The 24,251-nt window shown below is 65.7% G+C and carries 22 protein-coding genes; 10 read left to right on the top strand and 12 right to left on the bottom strand.

Annotated elements, in window-relative coordinates; translation table 11 throughout:
• Positions 1-140: 140 nt before the first annotated feature.
• On the top strand, positions 141-422 hold the full coding sequence (locus tag ACI0FO_RS14355) for a peptidylprolyl isomerase (protein WP_169269666.1): 282 nt from the start codon (positions 141-143) through the stop codon (positions 420-422).
• Between the two features lie 381 nt (positions 423-803).
• Here ACI0FO_RS14355 and ACI0FO_RS14350 read toward each other — a convergent pair whose 3' ends face one another.
• On the bottom strand, positions 804-983 hold the full coding sequence (locus ACI0FO_RS14350; protein ID WP_416027597.1) for a hypothetical protein: 180 nt from the start codon (positions 981-983) through the stop codon (positions 804-806).
• Positions 984-1,152: 169 nt separating this feature from the next.
• On the opposite strand from ACI0FO_RS14350, the gene ACI0FO_RS14345 reads away from it, so the two are divergent.
• From ACI0FO_RS14345 to ACI0FO_RS14335, 3 genes are all read left to right on the top strand, one after another.
• Positions 1,153-1,482: a YegP family protein gene (locus ACI0FO_RS14345; protein WP_416027595.1), complete on the top strand. Its 330-nt coding sequence runs from the start codon at positions 1,153-1,155 to the stop codon at positions 1,480-1,482.
• Positions 1,479-1,718 (top strand): hypothetical protein, encoded by a 240-nt coding sequence (locus tag ACI0FO_RS14340; protein ID WP_416027594.1) that lies wholly within the window; start codon positions 1,479-1,481, stop codon positions 1,716-1,718. Before ACI0FO_RS14345 ends, ACI0FO_RS14340 begins: the two co-directional genes overlap by 4 nt.
• Positions 1,719-1,807: 89 nt before the next feature.
• A complete protein-coding gene (locus tag ACI0FO_RS14335) occupies positions 1,808-3,007 on the top strand; it encodes an ABC transporter substrate-binding protein (RefSeq protein ID WP_416027592.1) in 1,200 nt (399 codons plus the stop codon).
• A 20-nt stretch (positions 3,008-3,027) separates the two neighbouring features.
• Here ACI0FO_RS14335 and ACI0FO_RS14330 read toward each other — a convergent pair whose 3' ends face one another.
• Both ACI0FO_RS14330 and ACI0FO_RS14325 read right to left on the bottom strand, forming a co-directional pair.
• Complete coding sequence (locus tag ACI0FO_RS14330; protein WP_416027590.1) at positions 3,028-3,957, bottom strand: LysR family transcriptional regulator; 930 nt, start codon at positions 3,955-3,957, stop codon at positions 3,028-3,030.
• A gap of 88 nt (positions 3,958-4,045) precedes the next feature.
• Positions 4,046-5,518: a DUF1254 domain-containing protein gene (locus tag ACI0FO_RS14325; protein ID WP_416027588.1), complete on the bottom strand. Its 1,473-nt coding sequence runs from the start codon at positions 5,516-5,518 to the stop codon at positions 4,046-4,048.
• A 161-nt stretch (positions 5,519-5,679) separates the two neighbouring features.
• Between ACI0FO_RS14325 and ACI0FO_RS14320 the strand changes: the two genes are divergently transcribed.
• A complete protein-coding gene (locus ACI0FO_RS14320) occupies positions 5,680-6,270 on the top strand; it encodes a hypothetical protein (RefSeq protein ID WP_416027586.1) in 591 nt (196 codons plus the stop codon).
• A gap of 49 nt (positions 6,271-6,319) precedes the next feature.
• Here ACI0FO_RS14320 and ACI0FO_RS14315 read toward each other — a convergent pair whose 3' ends face one another.
• The 3 genes from ACI0FO_RS14315 to ACI0FO_RS14305 form a co-directional block, all read right to left on the bottom strand.
• On the bottom strand, positions 6,320-6,886 hold the full coding sequence (locus tag ACI0FO_RS14315; protein ID WP_416027584.1) for an ureidoglycolate lyase: 567 nt from the start codon (positions 6,884-6,886) through the stop codon (positions 6,320-6,322).
• Complete coding sequence (locus tag ACI0FO_RS14310; protein WP_416027582.1) at positions 6,883-7,122, bottom strand: Arm DNA-binding domain-containing protein; 240 nt, start codon at positions 7,120-7,122, stop codon at positions 6,883-6,885. The genes ACI0FO_RS14315 and ACI0FO_RS14310 overlap by 4 nt, the downstream gene beginning before the upstream one ends.
• Before the next feature lie 200 nt (positions 7,123-7,322).
• Positions 7,323-8,732 (bottom strand): sensor histidine kinase, encoded by a 1,410-nt coding sequence (locus tag ACI0FO_RS14305; RefSeq protein ID WP_416027580.1) that lies wholly within the window; start codon positions 8,730-8,732, stop codon positions 7,323-7,325.
• Positions 8,733-9,008: 276 nt separating this feature from the next.
• Between ACI0FO_RS14305 and ACI0FO_RS14300 the strand changes: the two genes are divergently transcribed.
• Together ACI0FO_RS14300 and ACI0FO_RS14295 are read left to right on the top strand one after the other, a co-directional pair.
• The gene (locus ACI0FO_RS14300) at positions 9,009-12,131 is read left to right on the top strand and encodes a WG repeat-containing protein (RefSeq protein WP_416027578.1); all 3,123 of its coding nucleotides are present in this window, start codon (positions 9,009-9,011) and stop codon (positions 12,129-12,131) included.
• A 2-nt stretch (positions 12,132-12,133) separates the two neighbouring features.
• On the top strand, positions 12,134-15,025 hold the full coding sequence (locus ACI0FO_RS14295; RefSeq protein WP_416027576.1) for a WG repeat-containing protein: 2,892 nt from the start codon (positions 12,134-12,136) through the stop codon (positions 15,023-15,025).
• 18 nt (positions 15,026-15,043) lie between these two features.
• On the opposite strand, the gene ACI0FO_RS14290 is transcribed toward ACI0FO_RS14295, so the two are convergent.
• Positions 15,044-15,904, bottom strand: coding sequence for an isocitrate lyase/PEP mutase family protein (locus ACI0FO_RS14290; RefSeq protein WP_416027574.1), 861 nt, complete (start codon positions 15,902-15,904; stop codon positions 15,044-15,046).
• A gap of 104 nt (positions 15,905-16,008) precedes the next feature.
• On the opposite strand from ACI0FO_RS14290, the gene ACI0FO_RS14285 reads away from it, so the two are divergent.
• On the top strand, positions 16,009-16,890 hold the full coding sequence (locus tag ACI0FO_RS14285) for a LysR family transcriptional regulator (RefSeq protein ID WP_416027572.1): 882 nt from the start codon (positions 16,009-16,011) through the stop codon (positions 16,888-16,890).
• A gap of 26 nt (positions 16,891-16,916) precedes the next feature.
• Here ACI0FO_RS14285 and ACI0FO_RS14280 read toward each other — a convergent pair whose 3' ends face one another.
• The 3 genes from ACI0FO_RS14280 to ACI0FO_RS14270 all read right to left on the bottom strand — a co-directional run bounded on the left by ACI0FO_RS14280 (position 16,917) and on the right by ACI0FO_RS14270 (position 19,749).
• Entirely contained in the window at positions 16,917-17,732 is an 816-nt protein-coding gene (locus ACI0FO_RS14280; RefSeq protein ID WP_416027570.1) for a siderophore-interacting protein, read from the bottom strand.
• Between the two features lie 25 nt (positions 17,733-17,757).
• Entirely contained in the window at positions 17,758-18,519 is a 762-nt protein-coding gene (locus ACI0FO_RS14275) for a PadR family transcriptional regulator (protein WP_416027568.1), read from the bottom strand.
• Positions 18,520-18,681: 162 nt separating this feature from the next.
• Positions 18,682-19,749 (bottom strand): hypothetical protein, encoded by a 1,068-nt coding sequence (locus ACI0FO_RS14270; protein ID WP_416027566.1) that lies wholly within the window; start codon positions 19,747-19,749, stop codon positions 18,682-18,684.
• A 73-nt stretch (positions 19,750-19,822) separates the two neighbouring features.
• On the opposite strand from ACI0FO_RS14270, the gene ACI0FO_RS14265 reads away from it, so the two are divergent.
• Positions 19,823-20,446, top strand: coding sequence for an MFS transporter (locus tag ACI0FO_RS14265; RefSeq protein WP_416027564.1), 624 nt, complete (start codon positions 19,823-19,825; stop codon positions 20,444-20,446).
• Positions 20,447-20,484: 38 nt separating this feature from the next.
• Here ACI0FO_RS14265 and proC read toward each other — a convergent pair whose 3' ends face one another.
• Complete coding sequence (gene proC, locus ACI0FO_RS14260; RefSeq protein ID WP_416027563.1) at positions 20,485-21,291, bottom strand: pyrroline-5-carboxylate reductase; 807 nt, start codon at positions 21,289-21,291, stop codon at positions 20,485-20,487.
• Positions 21,292-21,330: 39 nt separating this feature from the next.
• The gene (locus ACI0FO_RS14255) at positions 21,331-22,464 is read right to left on the bottom strand and encodes an alpha-hydroxy acid oxidase (protein WP_416027561.1); all 1,134 of its coding nucleotides are present in this window, start codon (positions 22,462-22,464) and stop codon (positions 21,331-21,333) included.
• A gap of 359 nt (positions 22,465-22,823) precedes the next feature.
• Between ACI0FO_RS14255 and ACI0FO_RS14250 the strand changes: the two genes are divergently transcribed.
• Complete coding sequence (locus ACI0FO_RS14250; protein ID WP_416027559.1) at positions 22,824-24,251, top strand: FAD-binding oxidoreductase; 1,428 nt, start codon at positions 22,824-22,826, stop codon at positions 24,249-24,251.

Here is a 24,251-nt window from a genome sequence, read left to right as displayed (position 1 = left end):
CACGTAACTTGAAAGCACATGCAAGAACGGGCAGCCTCGCCGTCCAGGACGGCCCAAATCCCCGTTTATGATTGCAAGCTAGCGAGTACGCCCAAATGCGTTACTCTCCCCTCCCCGATTCATTCCCCCAAGGAGCCCCCATGGCACAAGCCTCCGCCCGTCACATCCTCGTTTCCACTGAAGACAAGTGCAACGAACTCAAGACCGCCATTGAAAACGGCGCTGACTTCGCCCAAGTCGCCAAGGAAAACTCCAGCTGCCCGTCGAGCCGTGACGGTGGCAACCTGGGTACCTTCGGCCCGGGCCAGATGGTCAAGGAATTCGATACCGTCGTGTTCAGCGCCCCGGTTGGCGTGGTCCAGGGCCCGGTGAAGACCCAGTTCGGTTATCACCTGGTTGAAGTGACCAGCCGCAAGGACTAAGTCCCGCTGCTGCACGCGAAAAAAGGCCGCCGCCAGGGGAAACCCGGCGGCGGCCTTTTTCTGTACGAATTCGCGGACCGTAGGATGGGTGTAGCGCGCGAGGCTTGGGCGACCTGTACAAACGCGGATCGCGCGTAACCCATCGAGCCACATTGCGATGATTGCTTGGCCGTTTGGGCGATTACACTGGGGCGGCTTGATGGGTTGCGCGCGGTTGGCATTTGTCTGCTTAGGGCGGATTTCTCGCGCTACACCCATCCTACATATTGGATGCGTGGCCGATCGCGTGTGCCAACGCCCCGCAGGCCCGCCCGCTGATTATGCGCCAAGGCATCGGCGTTCAGCCCGGCCACGTCGCGCTCGATGACTTTGGCCCGTGCTTCAGGATCGCGACGCGGTCGGCCCGTGCTTCAGGATCGCGACGCGGTCGGCCAGGGCGACGACGTCGGCCATGTTGTGGCTGATCAGGATCACGGTGCGCCCCTCTTCGCGCAGCTTGCGCACCAGGTTCAGCACCAGCGCCGTTTCCTTCACGCCCAGCGCGGCGGTGGGTTCGTCCATGATGACGACGCGGGCATCCCAGGCGAAGTGTCGGGCTGTCGGGCATAGCCGCCGATTGTATTTCAGCCCGCTATCCCAAAATCGCGCGCATCAAGTATTCTCGGCGCACGCCACCCGGCGTTCTGCAAGTTGCCCAGGCGTTACCCCTTCAACAAGAACGGAGACGACGATGAGCGGTTACTTTGTACTGAAGCGTAGCGGGACGCAGTTCATGTTCAATCTGCACGCGGGGAATCACGAGGTGATCCTGACCAGCGAACCCTACACCACCAAGGCCTCGGCCGAGGGCGGCGTGGCCGCCGTGCAGAAATACTCGGCCGACGATGCGCGCTATATGCACAAGACGGCAAAAGACGGTTCGCATTACTTCACGCTGGTAGCGGCGAATGGCGAATCGGTCGGGCGCAGCGAGATGTACTTGACCGCGCAAGCGCGGGACAAGGGCATCGCATCGGTCAAGACGAACGGCCCCAAGTCGCCGACCAAAGACCAGACTTGATGGTGTTTTCCCGTAGCGCCGCCGCCCGCCCGGGCGGCGGCTTTTTTTCAGGCGGCAACGCGCCGCGCCCACGTTGCGCCGCAGCACCGGAAAGCCTATCAGTTGATAATTTCTGTTCAGGTGACAAGGCCTGGGCCGTGCGACAGAATGGGCCGCATGAAAAGCCCAAGAGCCGCGTGATCACCCCCTGCGCCATTACCGGCTCGGTGCATGCGGCTATCTGCGCGCAGGCCTGAAAGATTCGCTATGCGACGGGCCGGCGCAGGACGTCTCGTTCTGACGCGGTGGCGAAATAACACAACAACCCTCGCGGGGAGACAACACCATGACGAAGACGTTGAATGCGGCCGCAGCCGCCGTATTGCTTAGCCTGGGCGGCGCGGCCAGCGCCGATGACGGCGTGATCCGCATCGGCTTCATCACCGACATGTCGGGCTTGTCCGCCGATGCGGACGGCCCCGGTGGCGCCGAAGCCATCAAGATGGCGGTAGCGGACATGGGCGGCGCGGTGGCGGGCAAGAAGATCGAAGTGCTGGTGGCCGACCACCAGAACCGCGCCGACATCGCGTCGTCGCGGGCGCGGGAATGGCTGGATCAGAAAGGCGTCGACATGCTGATCGCGGGTGCCAATTCCGCGGCGGCGCTGGCGATGGCGAAGGTGGCTGAAGAGAAGAAGGCGCCGTTCTTCGTGGTCAGCGCCGGCGCGTCCGAGCTGACCAACGCGCAATGCACGCCTTATACGGTGCACTACGTGTACGACACCGTGTCGCTGTCGCGCGGCACGGCGCGGGCCATGTTGAAGGCCGGCAATAAAGACTGGTACTTCCTGACCGTGGATCACGCGTTCGGCCATGCGTTGGAGCGCGACGCGTCGGCGGTCGTTCAGGCCGATGGCGGCCAGGTGAAGGGCCGCGTGCGGCATCCGTTGAACACGGCCGATTTCTCGTCGTTCATCTTGCAGGCGCAAGCGTCGGGCGCCACGGTGCTGGGGCTGGCGAATTCCGCCAACGACACCAGCAATGCCGTCAAGGCGGCCGCGGAATTCGGGCTGACGCCCGGGATGAAGATCGCCGGCCTGCTGGTGCTAATCACCGATATCCACGCGCTGGGCCTGGCCGCCGCGCAGGACATGTACCTGACCACCGCGTGGTATTGGGATCAGGACGACGCCTCTCGCAAATGGGCGGCGCGGTTCGAGGAGCGCATGAAGAAGAAGCCGTCGATGCTGCAGGCCGGCGATTATTCTGTGACGACCACCTACCTCAAGGCGGTGCAGGCCACCAACACCACGGATGGCGACGCCATCATGAAATGGCTCAAGGCCAACCCGGTGAACGACTTCTTCGCCAAAGACGGCCGCATCCGCGCCGACGGCTTGATGGTGCACGACATGTACCTGATGCAGGTGAAGAAACCGTCCGAGTCCAAGGGGCCCTGGGACTACTACAAGCTGATCGCGCAGATTCCCGGCGACCAGATCTACACGTCGCCGCAGGAATCCACCTGCCGCCTGATGAAACCCTGATCCACCCGACTAAGGCGGCGCTAGCTGATCAGCTGAATCGTGTCGGCATAGACGCCTGTTCGCCGCGCTTGCGCCGTGGCGTGCAGCGCGCCTAACAGCCGGCCGGTCAGTTCCTGGTTCTGGGCGTCGCGACGCGTGATCAGCACGAATTCGAACCACTGCCGCGAGGCCAGCGGCAGCGCCACCAGATCGGGGTAGACCGACGCGATGTCGGACGCCGACAACGCGTTGACCAAACTGATGCCCTTCACGGCACGGACGGTTCCAGGCACCAGCGTCATATGCGCCTGCATGCCGAATTCGAGCTGCGCCGAATCGCCGGTATCGCCCTGCGCCACCACGTAGTCGGACCAAAGCGGCTTAACGAAGGTGTCAGGCGCGATATCCGCCACGGCCACCACGCCGCGTCTGGCCAAAGGATGTTCGCGATGCGCGATGGCCATGACGTCGGTGCGCAGGAACGGCGTGAAGTTCAGGCGCGGGCTGTCGCCCCCGACCGCGCCCAGGCCGAAATCCGCCCGCATGGTCTCCACCGCGCTGATCAGCTGCACCGACGACTCCACGTCGACCGAGAACGGCCGCTTGCCGTGTTCGTCCAGGTAGCGCTTCACGGCCTCGGGCGCATAGCTCAGCGCCAGCGCCGGCGACGACGCGATGCGCAGGCCACGGCCGCCGAACTGCTCGATGCTGTGCAGCGCTTCGTCGATGCGCACCAGTTCATCCAGCACGAACTTGGCCTCGGTGTACAGGTACTTCCCCGCCTCGGTGGGCCGCAGGGTTTTGTGCGAACGGTCGAACAGCTGCACGCCCGTGGCGCTTTCCAGGCGAGAGACCGCGTGGCTGATCGCCGGTTGCGTCAGGTTCATCGCCTGCGCCGCCTGACGCGTCGATCCGGTCATGACGACCGTATAGAAGATACGCAGATCGTGGATGTTGAAGTTGCGCTTCATGCCCCTGAACCCTCCCGATGGGACAAGCGGCCGGCCTTGGCCCGACCGGTCTTCGGCGTCCCAATCCAGGCGATGCGCGCCGATGTGCCTATTGCGCCACCCGCTGTATTTCCGGTGATTCCCACTTGCCTTCCAGCAAGGCCGGCTTCGGCCAGTAGTACCGCATCGTCACCATGAACGGGCCTTGCGGGGCAGGCAGCCAGTTGGACTCCTTGCCCTTGCCTGGCGATTTTGCCTGGATGTAGATCGTCAAGCCCCCGTCCGCATCCTTTTTCAGGGACGGCAACATAGGCGAGTTGATCAGGTAGCGATTGATGGGATTTGGCGACAGCAACTGCGAGGGCAACCGGTACATGGTCATGGACCAGAACGCGTTGACCGGCGGCAGGCTGCGCGGCGCGAAGCGCAGCGTGTAGGCGTACTGGCCGTCCAGCTCCTGGCCGCGGCTGTCCTTTTCCAGCACCGGATACAGCGCTTCGTCGCGGCTGTTGGCACCGATGCCCACCTGCGTGCCGGTGGCGCGCGACAGATAGTCGTTCTTCAGCGTGTTGCGGTCGCCGAACAGCGTGTCGGTCTTGCCGGCAAGCGCCGCGCGGTTCTTGTCGATGTCGTTCTGCGCCGTGTGCATGCCTTCCTGCAAGGCGCGGCGCAGCGCGGGATTCATGTCCTCGGTTTTGAAGGGCTGCCCGGGCTTCAGGCCGATGCTGCCGAAACGTTCACGCAGCCATTTTTCGGTGGGGTGCGTGGGCGCGAATTGCAGCAGGAAAGCCAGTTGGTTGTAGAACTCGAGCGACGAGCGCATTTCGCCTGGAGGCACCGGCGGGATCCAATCCACCGCAGGCGGTGCGGGCGGCGCAGGCCGCTTGGCGAAGGCCGACAAGGGCTGGATTTTGTAGCGCGCCTGGATCCGCTTGACGTTTTCAAGGTCTGCGGCATTGAACAGTTGGGTGCGGCCCACCATGTTGACCAGCTCGGTTTCCGACTTGATTACCTTGGTAATGCCTTTGGGCACGCTGCCTTTCCAACGCGGGCCGGCGATCAGGAAGTTGCCGCCGCCGTTGCCGGTGGTGCGGCTGCCGATATAGGCAAAGTTGTACGTGTACAGGTCCATCAATTGCAGAACGAAGTAACGGCGCTTTTCCATGGGGGGCACGGAAATGACGACGGGTTCGGCGCGCAGGTCCAGGATGGCGAACGAGTAAGGCGTATCGGCGTTTGGCGTGACGAACGCCGTGTCTTCGGGCGTGAAAACGCGCGAGATGCTGTTCACCGTATTGAACGGCCCCTTGTATTGCGGGTTGTTCTTGTCGATGCTGAACGCGTACATGGTCTGGTAACTGGCGACCATGGGCGTGCCGTACAGATAGGCCTCGCGGGCGATGCTGCGCGCCTGCTGGCCCGTCACGCCGTGGATGCCCACCGATTGCGACCCGGTCGCCTCGTCCGGCGATGTGAAGCTGCAACCAGCCAGGCCGCCCGCCAGCAGCGCCGCCGTGAACCACCGCGCGGGCTTGCCACGCAAGGCGGAGGAAAATCCAGTGCTACTCTGGCGGTCGCGCATGGTGGCTCCAACACGTGGCTGATGTTGGCAACGCCCTGGTGGCGGCAGCGTCGCGGGCTAAGCAGGAAATCCGGAAAACGATTCTGGCATATTTCCCGTTGATGAAAAAGGACCGGTGCAGCAAGTTCAGCACGGGTTCGCACAGGAACAACACAACAGGCATGGGCATACTGAATCAAGAGAAGGACGGCGACGAACTGGGCGCAAACCTGCGAGCACCGTCGTACTACGTGCTGCAGGCTTCGTGCCGCTGCACCCAATGCGGAGAATCCACGCCCGTGTTCGCGCTGGCCGTGCCGCCCGACCACGAAAGCACGGAAGGCGACCTTGAGCTGGACGCAGAGGGGGACAGCACTGGGCTAGACCCTGGTGCGTTCCACCAATGGCTATTCAGCCCGGCGCAATGGCAACACATCGATGGGCCCGCGCTGCTGTCGCAGGTTGGCATCTTGTCGGACCCGGTCGCACGCACGCTGCGCGCACTGGCCCCCACCGTGCGGCAGAACCCTGAGCGCAACGGCCAGTGGACCAATTTCTGCGAACACTGCGACAGCGCCGTATGGGAAGGCGCCCTGTATCCCACGCCGGGCCAGCCCTTCTGCCCGAAAGACGATGCGGCGGCGGCGCAGATCGCGGTGCATGCGGTGGACGAACCGCTGGCGGCGTTTACCGCCATGTGCTGGACGGACGGCTACCGCAACAAGTGGCCGTTGTTCAAGCGCCTGGGCGTGACGTGTGGCGAAGCGGACTGACCACGGCGGGATGCCCCCGGGGGCTTTTCCGCTGCGGGCCTGATTGCGCTTATTGCACAGCGGTTTCCGGCACCCATTCGGCCAGGTTTTCCAGGCGGTGAAGGGGAATATCCACGATGGCGCTTTCGGTTGCGCGCGCGTCGGTGGTCAGGTGCTGGATCAGGTCCACCGTCGTGGACCTGCGCGTCAACATCAGGCAAGTGACTTCGTGCTCGACGACACGGGTCGCATGCCAGCAACCCGGCCGCATGCAGACGCCCTGCCCCTGCGGCACGCGAAACGCGGCCAGCGTGGTGAGATCCGGGCTGCCGTCGGCGGCGCTTTTTGCAACTACCTGGATGATCTGGCCCGTCAACGGCACGATGGCCTGTTGCGTCAGCAAGTGCTTTTCCAGACTGGCGATTTCCTCCGCCGAACTGCGGTAGTTGACCCACAGCAGTTCGGCGTCGCCGCCCGCGCCCGTGTTGAACAGGTGTTCCTGCCAGAAATCCGTGGCCGGATTGGAAAACAGCGGCACGCCATTGCCGTCCGGCATGGGCTTGCCCAGCATCCAGCCGTAAGCCGAAAAGGCCTGCGGCGTAAGGTCGTTGACGATCAGTTGCGTGTGGCTTGTCATGCGGAACCCTGTGATGGTTTCGGAAGCGTGCCGCGTTTGGGAAATTCAGCGTCGTAATCGAAATCGCCACGCGCGATGGCGTCCAGGATGGCTGCCCGGCGGTCGGCGGCGCGTTTCAGGTTGGCGGCGGTGGGCTTGACGCGGATGCGTTCAACGCAGTGCCGGCCGTCATAGAAGAAGCCGATCTCGATGGACGATTCGGACGCGGGCCTGACCCCATCGAACCCCTGGCTCATCGCCTTTCCCGTTGTGGTTGCTGATGGCCGACATGATATCGCTTCGCGGCGCCACGCTGGAACCGGCGCGCGCGCCTGGGGCGAATCCGGTTCGCCTCGTTGCTATGACAGCACGACTCCCCACCCGAGGATGCGCAAAATGGCCACCGATCTGTCGTCGCATTATGTCTTGCTGGACGCCTCCGGCGCCGCTTCCACCATCAACGGCGGGGATGCGTTCTGGTCCCAGGCGCAAGATGAACTGGACCGCTACCATGCCCTGCGGGAATGTGATCCGGCGGGATCGACGCGGAAGCATGGACCGAGAACACCGAGCCCTTGCCCGGCACGGACCGCAGCCGGATCTCAAACCCAAGCAATCCCGTCAGCCGCCGCACGATGGCCAACCCCAGCCCCAGGCCCAGGCCTTGCCCCGCCGGCGCGTCGCCGATCCGCGTGAATTCGTTGAAGACGGCGTCTTGTGCATCCGGCGCGATGCCGACGCCGGTGTCCCACACCTGGATCAGCACGCCGCCCTGCCGCCGGCGGGCGCACAGCAGCACGCCGCCCCGGGGCGTGTACGACAGCGCATTGCTCAGCAGGTTATGCAGAATGCGGCGCAGCAAGGTGGGGTCGGTCTCCAGCACGAGAGGCGTGGGCAGTACCGACAGGCGCAAGCCCTGCGCCTGCGCCTGCGGTTCAAAATCCTGTCTTATTTCGTCGAACAGCGCGTCCAGGCGGACCGGGCGGCGCTCGATGCGCAGCAGGTGCGCATCCATCCGGGACACGTCCAGCAAGCCATCCAGCAGCCGGTTCAGGCTGGCCAGCACGGTTTGCTGGCGCTGCGCGACGTGCAGCACGTCTTGCGGCGTGGCGTCGCCCTGCTGGGCGCGGCTGGCCAGGATGTCGGTGAACAGGCCCAACGCATGCACCGGTTGGCGCAAGTCGTGCCCGGCAGCGGCCAGGAAGCGGGTCTTGGCCTGGTCGGCGGCCGCCACGCGGTCCCGTTCGCGTTGCAGGTCGCCGATCAGACCCAGGTTCTCAAAGCGCAGCGACACGGTGGTCTTCAGGCTGCGGTACGTGATGGCGCTGAAATACATGTTCACGCCCAGCAGGCAGAACGCGAAGGCCGCATAAATGAGATGCAGCGCATCGTCCTGGACCAGGCAGGCCACGGTGAACGGCGCCAGCATGCCCAGCGCCGATCCCGCGTAGGCGGGCGGATAGGCCGATAGCGACGGCACCGCGCCGCTGCACATGCCGGCCAGCATCACGCAGCCAAACGCCAGCATCATGCCGTCGTCGGACAGCACCGCCACCAGGCCGGCCAGGCCCCATAGCAGGCCCGACAGCCACGACAGCACGCAAAACGACGAGACCCAGCCCTGCAAGTCCGCGGGCGCGGTCTGGCGCCGCAGGAAACGGCGGTTCACGACCACGCGCAGCGCCGTCAGCAGATAAAGCGCGGCGGCCCAGGCGGCCAATAGCCAGATCGGCACGCTGGCGCGCATCACGTAGGCGACGGGTACGACAATGGCGAAATTGGCGAAGAGCACGCCATACGACTGCCGATACAGCAGGCGGGCCAGCTCGCCCCGATAAAGCGCGTGCAGTTCCGAAGCGGGCGGCATTGAACTCGAAGATAACGCAGCGGAAGCGGTCATGCGTCTATTGAGAGTCCAGGTAACGGCGCATCATTTTGACACAGAGGTGTCGCTTCCCTGGGGCCTTTCGAGCCAATTCGGCGCACCGGAATTAACGTTTTCTTCTTTATCGTTACATTTACCGCTTTATTGACTGCTACTGCTGGTTACAGTGCTGCCTTCCCCTTTTTGACAGGCACCTGACATGTGGCACGTCCGGCTCGGCGTATTCCTCTTCGCGGGCCCCTCCCGCGCCCGCGCGCAATGAGGGCCGCGATCAAGCCCCTGGCGCTGGCCTTGGCATTTGCCCTGCCTGGCCTGACCGGCACGGCGCAAGCCGATTCGTGGATCAACCGGTGCACCGCCAGCTACTACGGCCAGGGGTCCGACACGTACTGCCATCAGGCCTACAGCGAAGGCCTGGCGGCCGTGATGACCGGCTCGGCCGACGACCCGGCAGGCGTCTGGGGCTACCTCGACAATCAAGGACGCATGGCGATCGCCCCCGCCTACGCCGAGGCCTCTCCGTTCCAGAATGGCCTGGCCGCGGTCAGCCAGGACGGTCTTTGGGGCTACATCGACACCCGAGGCCAGTGGGTCATCAAGCCGCGCTTCGGCAGCGCGTCGGGATTCAATGCCGAAGGCACGGCCTTGGCCGAAGAAGACGAGCGCGACGTGCTGATCGATCGTCAGGGCAAGGTCATCAAAATCTTCGAGCTGGGCACGCGGACATGGGGCTTCCAACCCGGACAGAAATTGGCGTCGATCGAAGTGCCCACGCCGCCGCGTCTCTTCAATATCGCCACGGGCAAAGCGGCATCCCTGCCTGCGGGCGTGATGGCGTTGGCCGCCCCCACCGAGGGGTATCTGCCTGCCCAGTTGCGCGAATCCCGCTACAACGGCTGGTGGGGCCTGCTGGACGACAACGGCCGCTGGGCACTGCCGCCGGACGTGCTGCGCTCGCAGGCAGCGCCGATTCGCGACGGCGGCGTGCTGGCCGTGCGCCGCGACGAAAAATGGCAATTCGTGGATCCGCGCGGCACGGCGTTGTCGCCCGCGCGCTACGAACGCGTGCAGCGGGTGGCGGCCGGCCTGTGGTTGGTAACGCCCGAAAACGGCAAGGCGGCGCTATTGGACGCAACCCTCCAGACGCTGCACACCTTTTCGAATGCCTACGTCGGCTTGCAGGAGCGCGATGGCTGGAGCTACCTGCCGGATGTCTCGATGACACTGCTGATCAGCCCGACCGGCACGCTCGAGCAGTTGGCGCTGGGCCATGGCCGTGTCGAGATCAACCAGGGGCGGGCCTGGGTCTACGGCGTGCAGGCGTCGCCGCCCGGCGCGGCGGACGCCGACGCGACCGATGACGCCACCCGCGCGACTGGCCTGATGGATGCCGCGAAGGAAGGAACCTCGGCCGAGACCGGCGCTGTCCAGGCTGCCGACGCCGCAGGCATTGCCGTCGAAGCCGGATCCGCGGCGGACGCGGTCCCCGCAGCGGCGGCCGTCGATACCGCCGCGACCGTCATGACGGACGTCGCGGCCCCTCCGCCGGCCGCAGACAGCGCGCAGGCCGCGTCCGACTCGAATGCTGATACCGCCGCAGCCACCGACGTGACGGTATCCACCCTTGAGGTCGACGGCGACAGTCAGACGACGTCCATGGCCGCGCCGGGCGTCGAAACCCTGGTCCAGATCTACGCCGGGGACGGCAAGCCGCTGTTGAATGCGGACACCGTCGCGCGGCTGCGGGCCTACCAGATCAGCGCCTTTTCGCCCGGCAAGGCGGCCGCGCGTAGCCGCGCTGCGGCGGACATGCCGCTGGCGTTGTTGCGAACCGACGACTATCAGCAGCCGCCGTCGATCCTGACGGCGTCGGGCACGGTGGTCTCGAACCCGGAATGGGAAGCCATCGACACCTATGACGCGACGATGCCGCTCATCGTGCGCACCACCGGCGGCAAGTTCGGCGCCATCGACGGCAAGGGTGGCTGGGCGGTGCCGCCCAAGTACAGCGGCATCCGGAACTTCAGCGGCGCTTACACCTGGGCCCGCACGCCGGACATGTCCCGCGACGACGCCCTGCTGATCGACGCGCGGGGCAAGACGGTACCGATCCCCGCCGACGTCGCAGCCGACGCCACGCACCTTGACGGCGACCTGCTGCTTTACCGCGCGCCGGACGAGAACCGCGCGCGCCGCTGGGGCATCTGGAACATCCGCCGGGGCGCGCCGGCGCTGAAACCCGCCTACGAACACATCGAGGAATTCGAAGACGACTGGGCCCGCGTCCAGGACAAGGACCACTGGGGCGTCGTCAACCGCGACGGCCAGTGGGTCGTGCGCCCCACGCACGAGAGCGCCTACAAGATGGAATACCTGGGCGACGGCTTCATGCTGGTGGACGACCCCGACGCCAAGGACACCGCCAACCGCTACGCGGACAGCCCGTACCGCCTGGTCAACCTTCGCACCGGCAAGGCCAGCGACACGATCTACGGCAAGCCCAACAAGATCAAGGACGGACGCTACGTCGGAGAACTGGCGGACGGCAGCGCCGTGCTGTTCGACGCGCAAGGCCACGCGACCCGCCTGTCGGAGGGCAAGCCGGAAAGCCGTGACCAGTACGGTGATTGGGTCATCATGCGCCACGATGAACGCGAAGGCGCGATTGATGCGCGCGGCAATTTCGCCGTGCCCGCCCTGTATGGCGAATTCAATCCCTTCTTCGTGCAGCCGGAAGGCCTGGCGCGGGTCAACCTGGGGACCGGATACCGCCTGATCGACCAACGCGGCAAGACGGTGCTGGAAAAACGCGGGGACGGCTTTCCGCTGGCGTCGATGCAACGCCTGCTGTTCACCGACGCCTCGGAATCCAGCGCCATCATGACTGACCTGCAAGGCCGGGAAATCACGCGTTTCCCCGGGCGCTATTCGGTCGAGTACAACCGCGCCAGCGAAGGCGTGGCGCCCTACAGCGACGAAAGCGGCCGCTGGGGTTTCGTGAACGCGGACGGCAAGCGTATCGTCGGCGCGCACTTCTCCCAACTCGGCCCGATGAAAGACGGCCTGGCCCGCGCCCGTCGCCTGGAGCGCACCGGCAAGCTGTATGGATTCATCGACTTGACCGGGCGCTACGCGATTCCGCCCGCGTTCAAGTGGGCCGACGATTTCCATGACGGGCGCGCGATGGTCCTGCGCGACGGCGGGGTTGAATTCATCGACACCCAAGGCAAAACGACCGCCCTGTTTGGCGTGCTGTGCGACAAAGTGGTGATCTTCGACGCGGAGGAAAACCTCACGTGGCCGAAAGAGGCGCTGACCTGCCCCGAAGCCACGCAGGTGCCGCCCCCCGCCCTCAACAACGCCAACGCCAAAGCAGAATAACCATGACGTCACGCGTGATCCGCACCACCCGACTCGCCTGCGCCATTGCCGCGCTGGGCGCTTCCCTGTCCGCGCATGCGCAAAGCGGCCATCTGTATTGCCTTGACGAAGGCAGCTACGGCGCCGACACCAACGCCGACGACATCTCCAACAGCAGTCCCTTTACCAACGGCTGCATCCGCGCGCTGTCGGACGGACGCGCCGCGGTGTTGCTGCCTTCGGCCCTGGAAAACATCAACCGCGTCCCCATGGACCAGTCGCTGCGCCGCCACGCCTGGGGCTTCCTGGACCCGAACGGCCGGCTGGCGATCCGCCCGCTATTCGAGGATGTGCGCGATTTCCGCCACGGCCTGGCCGCCGTCCAATGGAAGGGCAAATGGGGCTTTATCGACACGCGCGGCCGCATGGCGGTGCCACCGCGTTATGACAGCGTCCAGGACTACGCCGAGATCGGCCTGGCCGTGGCCATGCTGGACGGACGCCAGCAATTGATTGACCGCCACGGAGAACCCGTGGGGGAACCCCTGGACGCCGGTATCCAGAACCTGTTCCTGGCCGATGGCGTGCCGGCCCGGGCTGCGGTGCAATACAAGCAGGAATACCGCGGCATCAATGGCGAACGCCGTTTCGCCAAGCCCGGCATCACCATCACGCAGTCCTATGGCAAGGGCTTGTACATCGCCATCAATGACGAACACCGCTACGGCGTGGTGGACGGCGATTGGAACTGGGTGATCGAACCTGCCTACGAAGACATCCTGACGCAGCACGACGACAGGCCCGCCGTGGCCTTTGGCCGCGACGGCGCCGTGCTGATCGGCACGGACGGCAAGGTGACCGGCGCGGACCAGCATTACAACAGCCTGCAGCCCGTGGGCCGCGCGTTCTGGAGCGCCGAGCTGGATGGCCGCAAGGGCTATGCCGTGCTGAATGCCGCAGGCGCGGTCGTCACGACAATGAAGCCGGACGAAGCCCAGGCGTCCCAGCGTTTCCAGGACACCATCGTCTACCCGGTGGGGGAAACGCTCATGGCGCTGGTGCCCGGGCAGCCCGCACCGATCAAACTGAGCGGCGCGTCGACGCCGACCCAGAACGAAGAAGGCTTCGTGATATTCGCTGACCAGACGGGCGCGCCCGCCGGCGTGCTGACGCCCAAGGGCGTCTGGCTAAGCGGCGACACGGCACCTGCCTGGTTGCCCCAGGCAGGACCGATGGAGCTGCGCCAGGGCCGGCTGTGGATCCGGAAGCAGGAAGGCGGATTGCTGAACGTCCTGGATGCCGACGGCCGCGTACTGCTCAAGCCCGAAGCGGTGGAAGCGACGCAGAGCATGGAACTGAAGGCGCCGCCGTTGAACATCCCGGGCGCGCCGCTGGGCATATTGGGCCAGGGGCATTGCCAATGCGGCATGACAGGCGCCGGCCTGATTCTGGCCGACGGCAGCTGGGTCACCGATCCGTGGTGGACGGACCTGATTGCGCTGGACGATTCCGACGACCGCCGCGGCGACGACCCGGAATACCCGGACGGCCCGGACGCGCTGAAGCCCGACCAACTGCGCTACGCGGCCGAGACCGAACGCGGCCTGCAACTGCTGGACGCCAACGGCAAGCCGTTGCCCTTGCCGCCGCAGCAGCATATCGGCACCTTCCGCCACGGCTATGCGCTGACCTACGCCGCCGGCGTCAACCGCATGATCGACCGCGACGGCAAGACTTACGACCTGCCCGATGTTTTTCAAACCGACATCGTCGCGCCCGGCGTGGTCCGGTTCTTGAAGACGGCAAGCGAAGACGCGCGATGGGGTCTGTACGATTTCGTGGCCGGCAAGGAACTGGCCGCCCCCGCTTTCCACCAGATCGGCCACTTCCAGAACGGCCAGGCCGTGGCCTCGCTGGGTGCGGACCGCGTGGGCGTGATCGATCTGCAGGGACGCTGGGTGGTGCCCGCGGCGCATCACGGCGTGGCCCGCATCAACGACAAGCTGTGGAAGGTATGGCAGGCCGGCGGACAGGCAGAAGACTACGAACGCGCCGCCGCCGTATTCAACAACCAGGGCCGCGCGCTGACGTCGTTCCAACCGCATTTGCAGATATCCGCGGCAGCAGGCGGATCCATCTCGGCCGACGGCGAGCACAACCGCTGGATCGTGGCGGCCGACGGCAGCAGCGCGCTGGACCTGCAGGACGCCACCTACGGTCGCGTGGGCGACTGGCTGGAAATCCGCCGCGCCGTGCGCTATGGCTATCTGAACGCGCAAGGCGGTTGGCAGATCGGCCCCACGGCTGCCGTCGGATCGGTCTTCCAGGGCACGCCGGCGCGCGCGCTGGCCACCGATGACGCGGGGACGCGATTGATCGACGTCACCGGCAAGACCGTCCTGACCCTGCCTGGCGGCGACTGGCGCTGGCCGCAGGGCTCGGACTTGCTGCTTCGGCATTACGCCACGAACGGCAAGACCATGACCGAGTACGCCGGCTTGGACGGCAAACCGCGCATGAAGGTGGAAGGCACGGCATCGGCGTTTTCAGCGGGCCGCGCGGTCACGCTGCTATCGACTCGGGCCGTGCGCGCGGTCGACGCCAAGGGCGCATTGAGCGGTCCGGCGTTCGACGCGCTGGGCGCCCTGCGCGACGGCCTGGCGGCCGCCCGCAGCGACCTCGACTTCGGCTACGTGGACGGCCAGGGCAAGTTCGTCATCCCGCCCAGCTACAGCGCGGTCACGCCATTCGCCGGGAAGCGCGCCGTGGTATCCACGATGGACATGTCGAAGATCATCGACCCTGCCGGCAATGCGCTGGCCCGCGTCGAGATGATCTGCGGCATGCGCGCGCTGTACGGCAGCGCTGGCCAGCGCCTGTGGCCGCTGTCCTTGCCGGCGCGCTGCCGCCGCTAGGGTTCTGGCGTTGGACGCCTATTGCGCGTCCAACGCCAAGTAGCGCTGCGTCTGCACGATGGCTTCCCGTTCCTTGAAACTCGTCAGGCGGTCGGCCAGCGCGCTGCTGTCGCCGGTCTGCCGGATGGCGGCCAGCGTGGCCTGCATGGCATGGATGGCGGCGCGTTGCAGGTCAGACGGAATGATGGCCAGGCGATAGCCCATCGCCGCCAGCTCGGGCAGCGGCACCAGCGGCGTCTTGCCGCCGTAGAACATGTTGATCAGTTTCAATCCCGGCAGGCGTTCGGCGATGGCCTGGATCTGCGCCAGCGTTTCGGGCGCCTCCACGAAAACCATGTCCGCGCCCGCCTTCACATAGCGTTCCGCGCGGGCGATCGCAGCGTCAAAGCCTTCGACCGCGATCGCGTCCGTGCGTGCGATGACCAACGCATCGGCATCCGAAAGCGTTTGGCGCGCGATGTGCACCTTGCGGCACATTTCGTCGGCGTCCACCAGGCTCTTGTCGTCCAGGTGGCCGCAACGCTTGGGAAAGGACTGGTCTTCGATATGGAAGGCCGCCACGCCTGCGCGCTCCATGATGCGCACGGTGCGCTCCACATTGGCCGACCCGCCGAAGCCCGTGTCGGCGTCCGCCACTACCGGCAGGCCGCTGGCGTCGACGATCTTCTCCACCCGGTCCATCACTTCCGTGAAGCTCAGCAGCCCGATGTCCGGATAGCCCGCCGCGCGCGCAATGGCGCCGCCGCTGGCGTACACGGCGTTGAAGCCCGCAGCGGCCACCAGCCGGGCCGACATGCCGTCATAGGCGCCGGGCGCCACGACGATGTCTTGGGCCAGATGCCGGCGCAACAGGGTGCTGGGTTTGACGGGGGTATTCATGCGGGTTCCTTGATGGCAATGAAGGGATGCCTGCATCATCGGCCCGCTGCAATAGAATGTCCAATATATGGAAAATTGATAACCAGTACTTTTCAGGTATGAATATGGAACTGCGCCATTTGCGCTATTTCGTCGTAACGGCCGAGGCCCAGCACTTCACGCGGGCGGCGGAACTGCTGGGCATGGCGCAGCCCCCGCTCAGCCAGCAAATCCGTCAGTTGGAACAGGAAGTCGGCACGCCGCTGTTTGACCGAACGGGCCGCGGGGTCGCGCTGAACGACGCCGGCCGCGCCTTCCTTGCTTGCGCGCAAGACATCCTGCAACGCACGCAAGCCGCCGTGCAGACGGCGCAGCGCGCGGCGCGCGGCGAAGTGGGAGAGCTGACGTTGGGCTTCACCGAATCTGCCTCGTTCAATGGTGTGGTAACGGCGCTGATCCGTCAGTACCGGCTGCAGTATCCCGATGTGGAGATGACGCTGTCGCAAGGCGATAGCGAGACGCTGGTGGCGCAGTTGCGCGAAGGCGCCATCGACGCCGCCTTCGTGCGGCCCCCGTTCGCCTTGGATGGCGGTCTGGCTTTCACGCAGTTGGCCGAAGAACCGCTGGTGGTGGCCCTGCCCCTGGGCTATGCGTTGGCGCGGAGGAAGCGGCTGGCGCCCGCAGACCTGACGCAGGAGCGCTTCATTCTGTATTCCCGGAAGTCTGGGTACGGGCTTAGCGCGGACATCATGGCGGCGTGCCGCCAGCATGGCCTGAACCCGCTGATCGGCCAACGGGCGCCGCAGCTGTCGTCGGCGGTGAACTTGGTAGCGGCAGGCATGGGCGTGGCAGTGGTGCCAGCGTCGTTGCGCCACCTGCGCCCCGACGGCGTCGTCTACCGCCCTTTCGCACTGGACTGGCCGCGGGCGGTGCTGGGCCTGGCGGTGCGGCAAGACGCGTCCGGCGGAAAGGTCGAAAACCTGCTTCGCCTGACGCGTAAGGCGTAACGGACGGCGGCGACGTCGTAGGCCGGTCAGTCCTCGTGCGATTCGTGCACGGCCACGGCGCCACGCTTCCAATAGCTGGCGGCGCGAATGCGGCTCTTGTCGATGGCATGCTGGGACACCATGATTTCGCGCACGGCCTTGGCCACCGCGGATTCGGCGGCCACCCAGACATAGCCTTCGCCGGCGGGCAGCACCAACTCGCGCGCCGCTTCCAGCAGCAAGGTGCTGTAGCCCGGCGCGGTGCCGTCGCGGTGCAGCCAGCGCACGGACGTTTTAGCGGCCGATGCCAGCGGGATCTGGTTGGCGGCGGACGGGACTTCAATCAGCGCTAACGCCTGCGCGCCGGCGGGCAGTTCTTCCAGGCGGCGCGCCATCGCAGGCAGCGCGGTTTCGTCACCGATCAGCACGTGCCAGTCGAAGGCTTTGGGCACCACGAAGGAACCGCGCGGGCCGCCGATGCCCAGCGTCTGGCCGGGTGCGGCCTGCTCGGCCCAGGTTGACGCGGGGCCATCGCCATGCAGCACGAAGTCAATGACCAATTCGCGGCGGGCCGCATCGAAATAGCGCGGCGTGTAGTCGCGCGCAGCCGGCTTGGGCATACCGTCGGGGAACTTGATGCCATCAGGGCCGACGGAAGGCAACACCGGCGGCAGGGACGGGTCGGCGGGGAAAAAGAGCTTTACATGGTCGTCGAACGAGGCGGACACGAAGTCCTGCAGGTCGTCGCCAGTGAAGGTGATGCGGGCCAGCAGGCCCGCGATGCGTTCGGTGCGCGCGACAGTCAGCACGCGCATTTTCAGGTTGTGGCGCACGCGCTCCACGTTCAAATCGGTACGGGTCATGAACACTCCAAATCGGGGGGACGGGTCAAGCACAGGGCGTGCCGTTGATCTCGTCGGTGGCGCGCGCCAGGATGGCGGCAATGCGCCGTTGTTCGGCGGGCGACGCGTCGGTGCGGTCCAGCAAGGCTTGCCGGAGGGCGTGGCGGGCTTCTACGAATTCGGGAAGCCAGCCGGTGCGCATGTCTTGGCCTTCGGGGCCAAGGTTGCGGGGCTCGCCGCTCCAGGCCTGGCGCATCCAGTCCATCTTGCGGGCGATGTGCTTGAAGCGGTTGAACATCATGGTCAGGCGGCTGCGGTTGGCCTCCAGGTGCGCCTTGCCCGCTTCCGCCAGGTGGTAGCGCTTTTTGGCGCCGTCCTGCTCAACGGTGGCGTAGCCCAGCTCTTCCAGATAGGTCAGCGCGGGATAGACCATGCCTGGGCTGGGCGTGTAGAAGCCGTTGCTGAGCGTGCCCAGGGCCTTGATGAGTTCGTACCCGTGGCTGGGGTTTTGCTCAAGCAGGCCCAACAGCATCAATTGAAGATCGTCGGCGGACACCCGGCGGCCGCGAGTGAAGCCGCGTCCGTCGCCACCAAAGCCGTCGGCATCGCCCCGGCCGTCGGGCGGGCCCGAAAACCAGTCGCCGCCCGCGGCCGCGTGGCGGGCGTAATGGTCATGGTGGTTGTGGGGGCCGTGATGGTGGCCGTGGCTGCCGCGGTGGCCGTGATGGCCGTGGCTACCGTGATGGCCGTGGCTACCGTGATGGTCGTGGTGAGGGTGATGGTCGTCTTGGAAATGGGAATGGCGCATGATTAGCTCGTAAGATGTATCTTTAGATATATATCTTACGATACACCCACGAAAAACCCGTCGTCAAGCGCGACGCTCCTCGCCTCCCTTCCTCGCCTCCCTTCCTCGCCTCCCCTCCACGCCGCCCGCCTACGATCAGCGCAGTGCCCCGCCTGTGGAAGGCTAGAGCAGTGTGAACAGCAGCTTGGACAGCGTGCTCTTCAACGGCCATTGCATCGAGATCAATAGCAGCATGGGCAAGGCAGCCGGCGCCAGGATCTTCAGCAGCACGGATTTATTGACGATGGCTCCCCGCATGGCCGCGACCGCTTGGTAGATCGCCTGGACATCCGCCACCGGCCCGAGCTCGGGCGCATCCAGCATGGGAGAGTCGGGCACGTCTTTGCCTTCTATCCATTTTTCATGGACCGCCCGCCCGTGCCGGGACACGAACACGCCGTAATCCAGAAGCGCTTCTCGCTTTACGCGCAGCAGCAATGGCGTGAACACCAGCAGCGGCGCCAGTCCGATGATCGTAAGCACCGCCAGCAGCGCTGCGATCTGGCCATAAAGCGAAGGCACCGTCACCCCGTGATACAGGACTTCATGCGCCCACACGCCCGCCACGACGGCCGAAACAGAAAACAGGAAAGGACCGTAGACAACCGGCAGCCGCGTGAGAAAGCCCAGACCTCCCAGGCGGTCGGGGTGGCTGGGCACCAGCTTCAAGGGCAAGGCCGCGATCCTTAACAGCAACAGCCCAAGCAATATCAGCCGCCACACCCAGGCCAGCAACAGAATCGAAAAAATGGGCCGCGTCACCAGCAATAGCCACCACACGCCGAAGCTAAGACTTTGGCTGCCTGAATCCGCCCAGCGCAGCTCGTCCAGATTGGGCGAGAAGAACAGGACGGCGATCCACGTCACGACGAAGACGGTAATGACGATCCAGGGTGCAATGCGGTTTCGCAGCGCCAACACCCCCATCAGGACTTGATCAAATCTGGCGGACAAACTCTCGTCAACGAGCCCCGAACGCCGAAATTCGCGCAAGCCTAGCGGAGTGAGCTTTTGGGCGATGCCTTCGGCCAGCACAAGCAAAGGAATGGCAATCAGGCAGCGCACATGAATGCCGATGTGTCCCAGCAATGGCTCTTTGTCTTGAAACGATTCAATGGCCGTGCCGGACAACCATGCGGCAATCACCAAAGGCAGCCAGGCAATCAACGCATACGCGACGGCGCGGCGCATGAAACCGCCTCCGCCGGCAGGGATCAATCCGACTTTGCGCTGGACGCGATAGGGCGGCGCGCCGCTGGTCGACATGAGCCTGCTTGCACAGCCGCGCTTTGCCGCCGGCTGCCTGCTGGTGATGCTGGTGTTCTCGACCGCCAGTGCGATGTTCCTTTGCTACGCCCTGCTGGTGCAGACCGGCTTCGGGCTGGATGCGCTGACGGCGGGCCTGATCTTCGCCCCGGCCAGCGTGGGTTTCGTGGCGGGATCAATGGCCGCACCGCGGCTGGTGGCGCGCTTTGGCACCGGTGCAATCGCGGTGGCCGCGTTGCTATATGGCGGGGCCACCGCCGCGCTGATGGCGCACGTAGGCGCAGCGGGCGCGGCGCTGGCGCCCTGGTCGCTGGTCCCGGCGCTGGTGTGGCTGGGCGCGGCGCAGGGCGCGGTCAACACGCCGCTGGTGAATCTGGTGCTGGGCCTGGTTGAAGACCGCCAGGCCGGCATGGCGGCGGGCGTGGTGTCGACGTTGCAGCAAGTGGGCGCCGCGCTGGGCGTGTCGGCGGCGGGCATGCTGTTCAGCGGCGCGCTGCAAGCGCATGCGGATGCCGGCGCGCCCGAGCGTTACGCCCAGGCGTTCGCCTCGGCCATGCACTTCAACGTGGCGGCGATCGCGGTGTCGACCCTGCTGCTGGGGTGGCTGGGTCGGCGCCCCTGAAACGGGTCAGTGCCGGCGCCTTTTGGCGGTATCCCGGCCTACCCCGCCGATAGCTCGCGCGCGCGCTGTTCGGCCTGATGCACCGCCTGCGCGATCGCGTCGGCCACGCCGGCTTCCCGCATGTAGGACAGCGCGGCGTAGGTGGTGCCGCCCTTGGACGTGACACGGTCTTGCAAGTCGGCCAGCGGCACGTCTTCGCTGGCGGCCAGCCCCGCCGCGCCGCGAAACGTAGCGACGGCCAGCCGGCGCGCATCAGCGGCGGAAAATCCCAATTCCAGCGCGCCCTGCGCTAGCGCCGCCATGAAGTGGAAGACATAGCCCGGCCCACTGCCCGTCACGGCGGTCACCGCGTCGATCATGGATTCGCTGTCTGTCCAAATGCGATCACCCACCGCGGCGAACAAGGCGTCCACCCGCGCGCGTTCGGCCTCGCCGCATGCCGGCGTGGCGTACAGACCCGTCATGCCCAGCCCCACCTTTGCCGGCGTGTTCGGCATGGCGCGCACGATGCGCGCATGGCCGCCCAGCCAGTCCGACAGTGATGCCAGCTGGACGCCGGCTGCGATGCTGACCACGGTAGCCGCCGGCGACAGATGCTGGCGCACCTGCCCGCAAGCGTCGCGCAACACCTGCGGTTTGGTGGCCAGCACGCACAACGCGGCGTCGGTGATTTCCGGACCGAGGCATTCGCGGCAGCGCAGGCCACGCGCGGACAGCGCATGGCGCGTGGGCGCATAGGGTTCGATCACCAGAAAGTCGGCTTGTTGGCGGCCCTGTTCGAGCAGCCCGTCGATGATGGCGGAGGCCATATTGCCCCCACCGATGAAGACGATCTTTTCGCGCATGTTGCTCTGATTCCAAAAAAAGGGAGGCAAGAACGGCCTTCAGCGCTTTCGGACCGCGGTGGCGTTCACCGCGCCGATGTGATTGCGGCCGAGCAGCCTGAGGGTGTTGTCGAGTTCGGTACGCAGGATCGCCAGGACGTCATGCGCGCCCGCCGGCCCGCGCCCCGCCAATCCATACAACGGTGCGCGGCCCAGCAACACGGCGCGTGCACCCAGCGCCATGGCCTTGGCGATATCGCTGCCGCGCCGCACGCCGCCGTCCACCAGAATCTCTAGCGACTGTCCGAGCTCAGCGGCCACTTCGGGCAGCACTTCGAGCGGACACGGCGCGCTTTCCAGCTGCCGCCCGCCGTGGTTGGACAACACGATCCCGTCCACGCCGTGCGCGTGCGCGCGCCGCGCGTCGGCCAGGCCCTGAATGCCTTTGATCACGATGCGGCCGCGCCAATGCCGGCGCAGCCAGGCAACGTCGTTCCAGCTTAGCGCCAGGTCCATCTGCCGGCTTAGCACCGAGGCCTGTTCCGTGATGTTCTCGCGCGCGTTGGCGCTGACGGCCAGGTTCTTCAATTGCGGCCCGCCGTGGCGCAACATCCGCCAACACCAGCCCGGGTGCGCCGCCAGGTCCATCAACAGCCGGCGCGACGGCCGCAGCGGCAGCGAGAAGCCATTGCGCTTGTCGTGGTCACGATTGCCGTGCACCGGCACATCCACCGTCAGAAACAGCACGGTATAGCCGTTCCGCCAGGCGCGGTCCATCAGGTGTTCGGCGATGCGGCGGTCGCGCTGCACATACAGTTGCAGCCAAAGTTCGCCGGGCGTGGCGGCGCGCACGTCTTCCAGCAACGAGGTCGATGCGGTGGACAGCACAAAAGGCAAGCCCGCCTGATGCGCGGCGCGCGCCAGATGCACGTCGGCGTCCGGCCAGAACAACCCATTCAGGCCCGTGGGCCCGACGATGGCGGGCATGGCGGCCGAGGCTCCCAGCACCGTGGCGTCCAGACGGCAATCCGTCACGTCCACCAGGACGTCGGGGCGGAATTCCAGGTCGGCATACGCCGCCCGGTTGCGGGCAAGCGCCAACCCGTCTTCCGCGCCGCCCTCCAGATAATCGAATGCCAGCCGGGGCAGCCGCTTTTGCGCCTGCCGTCGGTACTCCATCACGCTGGGAAGCATGTCCCTTCCTTCATTTGCAGGAGCCGAATAGAATTGCATTTCACACGATATGATTGTATTTCGATCGTTTTGAAAACCGCAATCCGGGGCTATCCACTAGCGGCCAATTTCGTCTTGCAAAGCAAGACGAATCAGCCGCCGTCGTCGGCAGAGCTTGGCAGAATGCGGGTCTGCGCTGACCATGGCAATCCTCTGACCCCCGCCAACGCGCAGTACCAGACGGATTCACCCTTAGTACATACCCTAGAATCGATTGAAATACGATTAATCAAATCGAAAAGCGATTTAAGTAATCGTATGCTGTGCCTCAATGCGCTCGGACTTCCATTGACGTCCGGGCCCCATTCGGGACCACAGACATGACCAACGGCACGACCCTGCTAGACGCGTTGACCCAGGCCCTGGGCACGGACGCCATCCTTCATTCCGACGCCGATACGGCCGGCTACACCGAAGACTGGCGCGGCCGGTACAAGGGCCCCGCGCTATGCGTTGCCTTGCCCGGCAACACACAGCAGGTCGCCGATATCGTCCGTCTGTGCAACGCGCATGCCACCCCGGTACTGCCCCAGGGCGGCAACACCAGCCTGTGCGGCGGCGCCGTGCCGGACGCCGGCGGCAAACCGCCCGTTATCGTGAATCTGGCGCGCATGCGCAAGATCCGCCGCGTCGACGCCGCCAACAACTCCATGGAAGTCGAGGCCGGCTGCGTGCTGGCCGCCGTGCAACAGGCCGCAGCGGACGAAGGACGCCTGTACCCCATCAGCCTGGGCGCAGAAGGCTCCTGCCAGATCGGCGGCACCATCGCCACCAACGCCGGCGGTACGGGCGTGCTGCGCTACGGCAACACGCGCGACAACATCCTGGGCCTGGAAGTCGTGCTGCCGGACGGTGCCGTCTGGAACGGGATGACGGCGCTGCGCAAGAACAATACGGGCTTCGATCTCAAACACCTGTTCATCGGCGCCGAAGGCACCATGGGCATCGTCACGGCGGCGGTATTGAAGCTGCACCCGCTGCCCACCGCCCACGCCGTGGCCTGGCTGGCGCCGGACAGTCCTCAAGCGGCGCTGGATATCCTGGGCCTGTTCCAGCGCGCTTGCGGCTCGCGCCTGTCGGCCTTTGAAATGATCGACAGCAACCAGCTGGATATCGTGATGACGCATGTGCCGGGCCGCAAGAACCCGCTGGCCGGCGCGCATCCCTGGCACGTGCTGGTTGAACTGTCGGACACCGGCAGCGGCGCTGAACTGCAAGACCTGCTGCAGCAGATTTTGGAACAAGCCTCCGAACGCGGTCTGCTGCACGACGCCGTCATCGCCACCAATGACACGCAGCGCGCCGCGCTCTGGGAAGTGCGCCACAGCGTGTCGGAAGGCAACAAGAAGGCCGGCGTAGGGCTGACCACCGACAGCGCCGTGCCGGTCGCCAGCGTGCCGCATTTCATCGAAGCCGCCACCGCCGCGGTGCGCCGCCTGGTGCCGGACCTGCCCGTGCTGATCGTGGCGCACCTGGGCGACGGCAACGTGCACTTCATCCCCTTCTTCACGTTCGACGCCTGGCAGGCGCTGCCCCAGCGCGACGCGATGGCCGCCGATATCCGCCGCGCCGTCAACGACGTGGCCGACGCGCTGGGCGGCACGTTCAGCGCCGAACACGGCGTGGGCCGCACGTCGCTGGCCGAAATGGCGCATTACAAATCGCCCGTCGAACTGGCGATGATGCGCGCGCTGAAGTCCACCTTCGATCCCGCCAATCTTTTCAACCCCGGCCGCTTGCTGCCTTGA

This window comes from Achromobacter marplatensis (assembly GCF_049060505.1).
Taxonomy (GTDB): domain Bacteria; phylum Pseudomonadota; class Gammaproteobacteria; order Burkholderiales; family Burkholderiaceae_B; genus Achromobacter; species Achromobacter marplatensis_A.
This window is presented reverse-complemented; position numbering and strand designations above follow the sequence as displayed.